This is a genomic window from Streptomyces sp. NPDC051569 (genome assembly GCF_044454085.1).
Taxonomy (GTDB): Bacteria; Actinomycetota; Actinomycetes; order Streptomycetales; family Streptomycetaceae; genus Streptomyces.
The window spans coordinates 48,109-57,359 of sequence record NZ_JBITDJ010000021.1; the positions used below are offsets into that span (position 1 = coordinate 48,109).

General features: G+C 74.4%; 1 protein-coding gene. It reads right to left on the reverse strand.

Annotated features, from left to right (window positions below; genetic code table 11):
• Nucleotides 1–4: 4 nt before the first annotated feature.
• Nucleotides 5–9,211: an SDR family NAD(P)-dependent oxidoreductase gene (locus ACIBAE_RS24910; RefSeq protein ID WP_399289448.1), complete on the reverse strand. Its 9,207-nt coding sequence runs from the start codon at nucleotides 9,209–9,211 to the stop codon at nucleotides 5–7.
• Between the last annotated feature and the right edge of the window lie 40 nt (nucleotides 9,212–9,251).

The following is a 9,251-nucleotide window of genomic DNA, read 5'->3' on the forward strand; positions in this document are numbered from 1 at the left end:
TCCCTCACACCTCCAGGTCGTTGCGTACCGCTTGGATGAGATCCTCGAAGGACAGGTCTTCGAGGTCGGCCTTCCCGGCCTCCATGTGCTTCCCGGCCTTCTCGGCCGGGTCGTCGTGCCCTGTCCGCTCCGTGGCGGCCGGCGCGGTGGGGGCGGCCACGTCGGTGAACAGGGACTTGGCCAGGAACCGGACCATCGCCGGCACACTGGGGTGGTCGATCGCGATGGTCGCGGGCAGGTCGGCGTCGAGCGCGTGGGCCAGCTGCGTACGCAGATCGATCACCATGATCGAGTCGAGACCCATGTCCGCGAAGCCGAGCGACTCGTCGACGGCGCCGGAGTCTCCGATGATCTCCCCGACCAGCACGTGCAGCGCGTCCTGCAGCGCGTCCTCCCGCTCGGGTGCGGGCACGCCGTCGAGCCGCTCACGCAGCCAGCCCTTGGGCCGCACGCCCGCCCCGTCGGCCGCTTGCCGCCGGCTGTCCGCCGGGGCCAGTGCCGAGGTGAACGCGGCTCTCGGGTGCGCGCCCAACTGCTCGGCGTACCGCCCGGGTTCGAGGGAGAGGGCCACCAGCTGCCGCTGGGATCCGCCGGCCGCGAGGGCCAGCAGCGGCGCTGCCTCCTGGTCCGTCAGCGGGCGGATGCCCAGCCGCTCGGTGGCGCGCTCCACGGCGGCCGCGCCCGCCATGCCGCTCTTCGCGGCGGGCACCCACGGGCCCCAGTTGACGCTGGTCGCGGGAACCCCGGCCGCCCGCAGACGGTGCGCCAGGCCGTTGAGGAAGCCGTTCGCCGCCGCGTAGTTGACCTGTCCGGCGGAGCCGAGCACGCTCGACACCGACGAGAAGAGGACGAACGCGTCGAGTGTCTCGCCGCCGGTGGCCTCCACCAGATTCTCGGCGCCGCGCACCTTGGCCGCGAAGACGTTCCGGTAGCTCTGCGCGGTCAGATGCTCGAACGCGCCGTCGGCGTTGATGCCCGCGAGGTGGAAGACACCCCGCAGAGGCGCCGTCGCCGTGGCGGTCCGTACCGCCCGGACACAGTCCGAGAGGTCGGTGACATCGCCTGCCACGACGGAGACGTGCACGCCGTCGGCCACCAGTTCGTCGATCACCCGCCGGGCGGTCCCGTCCGGCGCCGACCTGCCCATGAGGGCGATCGACCGCGCTCCCTGCCGGGCGAGGAGCTGGGCGACGCTCAGCCCGAGCGCGCCGAGTCCGCCCGTGACCAGGACACTGCCCCGCCAGGAGGGGGTGGCGGAGGCGACGGTCACGGGGCCGAGCCTGGCCACCCGTACCGGGCCGTCGCCGATCGCGAGCCGGGTCTCCGGCGTCGCGGTGTCCAGAGCCGTGGACAGCGCCCCGGCGAGGGCCTCGGCGGTCCATCCGTCGTCGAGCCCGACGCGGAGCAGCCTGCGCTCGCTCTCCTCGGCCTCCAGCGCCGTGAGCAGGCCCCACAGGGCCTCGCGCACGGGCGCCGCCTGCGCGCCACCGTCACCGAGCACCGCGTAGGGCACCGACCGGGGCGCGGTACGGAGCGACTCGGCGAGCGCGAGGACCGCGTCCAGGGTGTCCTCCGCGCCCGCCGGGGCCGAGGGCGCGCAGAAGCGGGCGTCGAGGACGAGCCCGGTCGACGCGCCCGCCGACGCGGTGTCGTCGGCCACGGTCACCTCGTGGCCGAGGTCCCGGAGCGCCGCGAGGAGCGCGGGCCCGTGGGTCCCGCCCGCGCCGACCAGCAGGATGTCGCGGCCGGTGACCCGGCCCCGGGGAGCCTGCGGCAGATCGGTCCAGGCCACCTCGTACGCGTGCGGCAGTCCGCCGCGCAGGCTCTGCTCCAGGACCGCCTTCGGCGCGTGCCGGACCCGGAATCCGTCGGCCACCATGACGCTCGCGCCGGAGCCGGTGAACATGTGCAGGTCCGCCGTCTCCACCCGGGAGCGGCCACGCGGCAGCGCGTCCGCCCTGGTGACCTGGACGTGGCCCCACAGCTCACCGCCGGTCTCGGGACGGCCGGGGAAGGAGAGCTTCGTCGCCGCGAAGGGGATGGCGAGCGACGGCGCCTCGTCGGCCACGTCGTCGACCATGAAGCCCGCGATGCTCTGGAAGCAGGAGTCGATCAGGCCCGGGTAGATCTCGTAGTCGGCCCTGTTGTCGGGCAGTTCGGGCTGGGCGTACCGGACCAGGGCCTCGTCGCCCCGGATCCACACGTCGGCGATCCAGCGGAAGGACGGGCCGAGGGTGTAGCCCAGCTCCCGGAAGTAGCGGTAGAAGTCCTCGCCGGTGATGTACCGGTCCGCCTCGGCCATGAAGGCGTCACGGTCGGGGGCGGCGGGTCCGTGCTCCTCGGGCGAGCCGACGCGGGCGGACAGATGCCGCTCCCACACCCCCCGCTCCGGATCGATCAGGCTGTCGACGGTGAGTTCCGGCGACCCGGCCCCCTCGCCCACCACGATCTGGGTGTCGAAGACCTCACCGTCCTTGATCACCAGGGCGCGGGGGCAGATCAGGTCCTCGACCGCGAAGGGGCGGCCGTCGGCGGCGAGCGCCGACAGGATCGTGCCCAGGTGCGAGGCGGCGGGCGTCACCACGGTGCCGTACAGACGGTGGTCCGTGAGGTACGCGGGGAAGGTGGAGCCGCGCGGGAAGGAGAAGGCGCGACCGGTCAGGGCCGGCGAGCGCAGCTCCGTCCCCCAGTGCCGGGTCCCGGCCGCGACGGACGGGGCCGCCGATGAGGCGCCGCCCGCCGGTACCTGGACCTTCGTCCAGTACGTGGTCGCGGCGAACGGGTAGAGCGGCGCCGCTCCGCGCGGACCGCCGAGGTAGCCCTGCACCTGGTCCCACCGCAGGTCCTGGCCCTGCTCGTAGAGCGTCTTGACGGCTTCGAGGATGATCTTCCGGTCCTTGCCGCCCCGTCGCAGCGACGGCACCGTGCCGCCGGCGGGCGCGAGCCCGCCGGCCGTGACGAGGTGGCCGAGGGTACGGTCCGGGCCGATCTCCAGGCAGACGTCCACGCCGAGTTCGGCCAGCTGCCGGGCCCCCTCGTGGAAGCGCACGGGCCGGCGGACATGCTCCGACCAGTAGTGCTTGTCGTACTCGTCGGGCCGGGCGAGCCGGCCCGTCACATTGGCGATGAGGGGGATCGCCGGGGCGCTGAAGGCGAGCGGTTCGATCGCCGTCTCCAGACCGGCGAGCATCGGCTCCATCAGCCGGGAGTGGAACGCGTGCGAGACGACCAGGTTCCTGGCGGTGACGCGCTGTTCCTTCATACGGGCGGCGAAGGCGTCGATGTCCTTCCGCTCACCCGCGACGACGATCGCTTCCGGTCCGTTGACCGCCGCGATGTCGAGGCCGGTGTCCTGGAGCCACTCGGTGACCTGCTCCAGGGGCGCCCCGACGGCGAGCATGCCGCCCGGCGACGTCTCCTGCATCAGCCGCGCGCGGTGCGTGATCAGGGTGAGGCCGGCTTCGAGGTCCATCACCCCGGCGTGGATGGCGGCGGCGATCTCGCCGACGCTGTGACCCATCACGGCGGTGGCGCTCACCCCCCAGGACTCCCACAGGGTGGCCAGGGCCAACTCCAGCGCCACCAGGGCGGGCTGGGTGTACCTGGTCTGGTTGATCAGGTCCTTCTCCGCTCCGTAGAACATCAACTGGTGCAGGGAGAGGCCGAGTCGCGGGGCGACGACCCGGTCGCAGGCGTCGATCACGTCGCGGAAGACCGGCTCGGTCTCGTACAGCTCGCGGCCCATGCCGAAGTACTGGCTGCCCTGTCCGGAGAACAGGAATGCGACTCTCGGCTGCCGGGCGGCGGCGGATCCGGCGGCGGATCCGGCGGTGGTCCCCAAGAACCCGCGTACCGCCGCGAGCAGCTCTTCCTTCGAACCGCCGGTGATCGCGCGCCGCACCGGGAAGTGGGCGCGGCCCGCTCCGGCGGTCGTGGCGAGCGCCGGGACAGTGCCCTCGGGGGCGGCCGCGAGATGCTCCTCCCAGGCCGCCGTCAGACGTCCGAGACCGGCCGTGTCCGGCGCCGAGAGCGGTACCACGTAGGGGCCTTCGGCACCGGCGGTCGTGGGGGCTGGGCCTTCGGCGGCGGCGGCCGGGGCGGCGGACAGCGGTGCCTCCCCGATGACGATGTGCGCGTTGGTCCCGGAGAAGCCGAAGCCGGAGACGCCGGCCAGGCGCGGCCGGTCGCCCGCCCGCCACGGGGTGAGCGAGTCCACCACGCGGACGTTCATGTCACGCCAGGGCACATGCGGGTTGAGCGAGTCGCAGTGCAGGTTCGCGGGCAGCCGCTCGTGACGCAGGGCCAGCACCGTCTTGATGATGCTCGCCATGCCCGAAGCGGACTCGCTGTGGCCGATGTTGCTCTTGACCGAGCCGATGAGCAGCGGCTCGCCGGGGCGCCGGTCGGCGCCGAGCGCGGACCAGGCGGCGCGCAGCTCGATCGGGTCGCCCAGGGAGGTGCCGGTGCCGTGGGCCTCCAGGTAGGAGATGGCGGCGCCGTCGACACCGGCGTCCGCGAGGGCGGCCTTGATGACCGCCTCCTGGGCCCGGCCGCTGGGCGCCGTCAGCCCGGACGAGGCGCCGTCCTGGTTGATCGCGCTGCCGTGCAGGACGGCGAGCACCCGGTCCCCGTCGCGCCGGGCGTCGCTGAGCCGCTTGAGGACGAGCACGCCGGCGCCCTCGGCCCGGACGAATCCGTCGGCCTCGGCGGAGAAGACCTTGCACCTGCCGTCCGGGGAGAGCATGTGCGCCCGGCTGACCGCGACCGAGCACGACGGTGCGGCGATGAAGTTCACGCCCGCGCTCAGCGCGTGGTCGATCTCTCCCTGGCGCAGCGCGCGGATGGCGAGGTGCAGGGCGACCAGGGAGGAGGAGCAGGCCGTGTCGACGGCGAGCGCCGGGCCGTTCAGGCCGAGGAGGTACGCGATGCGTCCCGCCGCGGCGTTGAGGGCCGTACCGGTGCTGAAGTACGCGTCCAGCTGCCCGAGGCCGCCCTGTTCGAGCAGGCGGGCGTAGTCGGAGTTGGAGATGCCGAGGTAGACGCCGGTACGGCTGCCCTTCAGGCTCCTGGGGTCGATCCTGCCGTCCTCCAGCGCGTGCCAGGCGGACTCCAGCACCAGCCGGTGCTGCGGGTCCAGGCTCTCCGCCTCGCGGGCGGGGATGTCGAAGAAGGAGGCGTCGAAGCGGGCGGGGTCGCGCAGGAAGCCGCCCTGGTCGGTGGTGACCGTGCCGGTGCGCAGCGGGTCGGCGTCGGTCAGTTCGGCGCTGTTCCACTTCTCGGGCGGTACGGGTCCGACGCCGTCGCGGCCCTCACGCAGCAGGTCCCACAGCTCGTCGACCGAATCGGCGCCGGGGAAGCGGCCGGCCATACCGACGATGGCGATGGGTTCCCGGGGGTCCGCGCGGTGCGGCACCGGCTGGGTGGCGGATGCCGCCGCCGGGGTGGCGGCATCCGGTACGGGGGGTGTCGCCGGGGCGACCGGTGCGGACCCGACGGGTGCTCCCGTGACCGGTGCTCCCGTGACCGGTGCGCCCGTGACCGGTGCGGCTGCGACCGGTGCGGCTGCGACCGGTGCGGCCGCGACCGGTGCCGGCGCCTCGTGGACCAGGCCCAGGATGTAGTCGGCCAGTTCGGTGACGGTCGGGTGGTCGAAGATGTCGGCGACCCGGACCTCCACCCCGAAGGCCGCGGACATGTCGCGCTCGATGTCCATCGCCATGACGGAGTCCACGCCCAGGTCGAAGAAGCCGACATCGGAGCGGACGGCGTCGTGGTCGGCGTGGCCGAGGACCGTCGCCACCAGGGAGCGGACCTGGTCACGGGCCGCGGCGGGCCGGGCCCGCTCCGGGAGCGCGAGCAGGGCCGACGCCACGGTGGCCGGGGCCGCCGTCGGCCGGGACCCCGTGGGAGCGGCCCCCGGCAGCGCGGCCGCGGTCCCGGCAGTCACTCGTTCGAACAGCGGGCGCCGTCGCCGTACGGCCATCACCTCGGTGAAGCGGGGCCAGTCCAGGGAGCAGACGATGAGCAGCGGCGCCGAGCCGCCGGCGGGCGAGACGAAACCGGCGACGCCGGTCCCGGGCGTCAGAGAAGCGACGCCCATCCGGGCCAGGCCCTCGCGGCCCGCCCCTTGCGCCATGCTGCCCTCGGCGGCCCACGGGCCGAAGGCGACACTGACGGCGGGCAGTCCGGCGGCGGTGCGTACGGCGGCCACGGCGTCGAGTCCGCCGTTGGCCGCCGCGTAGGCGCCGTACCCCTCGGTGCCCCACAGCGCGGAGACCGACGACGTCGGTACGAAGAAGTCGAGCGGCCAGTCACGGCTGAGCAGATGCAGCCACCACGCGCCGGTGAACTTGCCGCGCAGAGCGGTGGCGAAGTCGTCGGCGCCGGCCTCGGCGAGTGACCGCTGGGGCAGGGAACCCGCGCCGTGCACGATCCCGTGTACCGGCGGCATCCCGTCCAGCGTGGCGCAGGCGGCGGCGAGTTCGGCGGGGGAGTCGCAGTCCGCGCTCGCGTAGCGGACATCGGCGCCCGCCTCGCGCATGTCGGCGAGCAGCGCTGTGGCGGCCGCGCCGAGACGCTCACGCGGGGTGCGGCCGATGAGCAGCAGGTGGCGCGCGCCGCGCCGGACGAGGTCCGGGACGAGCGCCCGGCCGACGGCGCCGAGACCGCCGGTGACCAGGTACGTGGCGTCGGGACGGACCGGCAGCTGGACCACGTCGTCCGTGGCCACCTCCGTGACGCGGGCGGCCAGGACCTCACCGGCCCGTACGGCCGCCAGGTCCTCGCCGGTGCCGGCGGTGACCAGACGTACCAGCGCGGCGAGGTCACCGGGGCCCGGCTCGGCCGGCAGGTCGACGACGCCGCCCCAGGTCCGGCTGAACTCCAGGCCCAGCACGGGGGCCAGCCCCTGCAGCAGACCGTGGTCGCCCGCGACGACGGCGTCCTCGCCGGTGACCTGACGGGTGCCGGTGGTGAGGGCGAAGGTGTGACCCGCCACGGCGGCGCGGTCCAGGGCGTGCGCCGCCGTGGTGACGGCGGCGCACAGCGCGGCGCCCCGCGCGGCCGGGTCGCCCGGCTCCTGGAGGCTGACGGGAAGCGGCGCGGCCTTCATCGCCAGCACCAGGCGGACCTGTTCACCGGCCGGGCGGCCGGCCCAGAACGCGGCCCACTCCTCCTCGTTCGCGGGCAGCTCGCCGCGCTCGCCGGGCAGTTCGGTGCTCCGGTCCACCGGTCCGAGCACGGTGGGCCGCAGGCCCTGGGCGTGCGCCTGCCGGGCGAGCGGAGCCAGCAGCCCGGTGTCGTCGCCGGCGAGGACCAGGGTGCCGGAGGCGGCCTCGTCCGGCAGTGTGACCGGCTGCCAGACCAGGCCGTACAGCCCCGCCGGCGCCTCGGCGGCGGGGGCCTCCGCGAACTCCGCGACCTCTGCGGCCTGGGCGCGCTGCGGGGTCAGGCCTGGGGTCAGGCCTCCCGGAGCGGCGGCGGACGGTCCCGGCTCCGGGGCGTGGCGCCGCCGCTCCCACGGGTAGTGCGGCAGGTCGAGGATCCGCCGGGGCAGCGTGACCGGCGCGGGCCCACCGGTGGGCGCGGCGTCGGAGAGGGTGACGGCCGCAGACGGTTCACCCGAGGCGACGGCCTGAAGTCCGGCCAGCGCGGCGGCCCGGTCCTCCGCCGCGACCTGGGCGCGGACGGCATGGCGTGCCCGCCCCGCCGTCACCGTGTACGCGAACGCGGGGTAGTCCTGGTCGGAGGCCCGCGTCAGGTGTTCGCCGAACCGGGCGGCGAGCACGCGCAGCGCCTCGGGCGTCCTGGCGGACAGTTCGAAGCCCGTCGGGCTCCCGCCGGGGGCCGCCGGTGCCGCCGGGGCCGGTGCCTCGGCCGGGCCGACGATGACGTGCGCGTTGGTGCCGCTCATACCGAAGGAGCTGACGCCGGCGAAGCCACCCGTGCGGTCCGTCTCCCAGCGCTCCAGGCCGGGGCTCAGGGTGACGGAGCTCCCGCCCAGGTCGATGCGCGGGTTGAGGGTCTGGAAGTGGACGAGCGGCGGTACGACGCGGCGCCGCACGCAGAGGATCGCCTTGATGACGCCGGCGATCCCGGCGGCGGCCTCCAGGTGACCCATGTTGGCCTTCACCGAACCGACGTGCAGCGGGGCGCCGCCGTTCCTGCGGCCGAGGGCGGTGAGGATCGCCTCCATCTCGATCGGGTCACCGAGGGAGGTGCCGGTGCCGTGCGCCTCGATCAGGCCGATGTCCGCCGGGGTGAGGCGGGCGTCGGCGAGCGCGGTCTCCAGCAGGGCGATCTGGGAGAGCACGTTCGGTGCGGTGAATCCGCCGGAGCGGCCGTCCTGGTTGACGGCCGAACCACGGATGACGGCCAGCACACGGTCGCCGTCGCGCTCCGCGTGGTCGAGGCGCTTGAGCACCATGACACCGGCGCCCTCGCCACGGGTGAAGCCGTTGGCCCGCGCGTCGAAGGACTTGCACCGGCCGTCGGGGGCGAGCGCCCCCGTCTCGTTGATGATCCGGGTGGAGCCGGGCGACACCACGAGGTTGACGCCGCCGGCGAGCGCCACGTCGCACTCGCCCCGGCGCAGCGCCTGGCCCGCCTGGTGGATGGCGATGAGTGACGACGAGCAGGCCGCGTCGATGGCCACCGCGGGCCCGGTGAAGCCCATGGAGTAGGCGATGCGCCCGGCCGCGAAGCTGTGGCCGTTGCCGGTGGACCAGTGGGCGTTCAGATCACCGGACAGCCAGTCCCAGTAGTCGTGGCGGCCGGTGATGCCCACGTACGTCCCGACCCGCAGGTCCCCCAGCCGGTCCGGCGGCAGACCCGCGTGCTCCAGGCCTTCCCACGCCACCTCCAGCAGCAGCCGGTGCTGCGGGTCGATCGCGCCCGCCTCACGCGGGCTGATGCCGAAGAAGGGGGCGTCGAAGTCGAGGATCTCGTCGAGGTGGCCGCCCTGCCGGGGCAGGGTGGCCCACTCGTCGGCGAAGGGTTCCAGTCGGCCGGCCGGCCTGGCGGTCACCAGGTCGCGGCCGTTCTCCAGGGCCTCCCAGTACGAGTCGAGGTCGTGGATCCCGCCGGGGAACCGCAGGCCGACGCCGACGACGGCGAGCGGCTGGTTGCCGCTCTGCTCGTCCAGCCGGGCCTTGAGGTTTCTGATGGTTTCCAACGCACGGGTCAGGGGTGTCGCGGCGCTGCTCGAAGTCATGTCACGCAGTCCTTGTGGTTATCGACGTCGAACTGGTGGG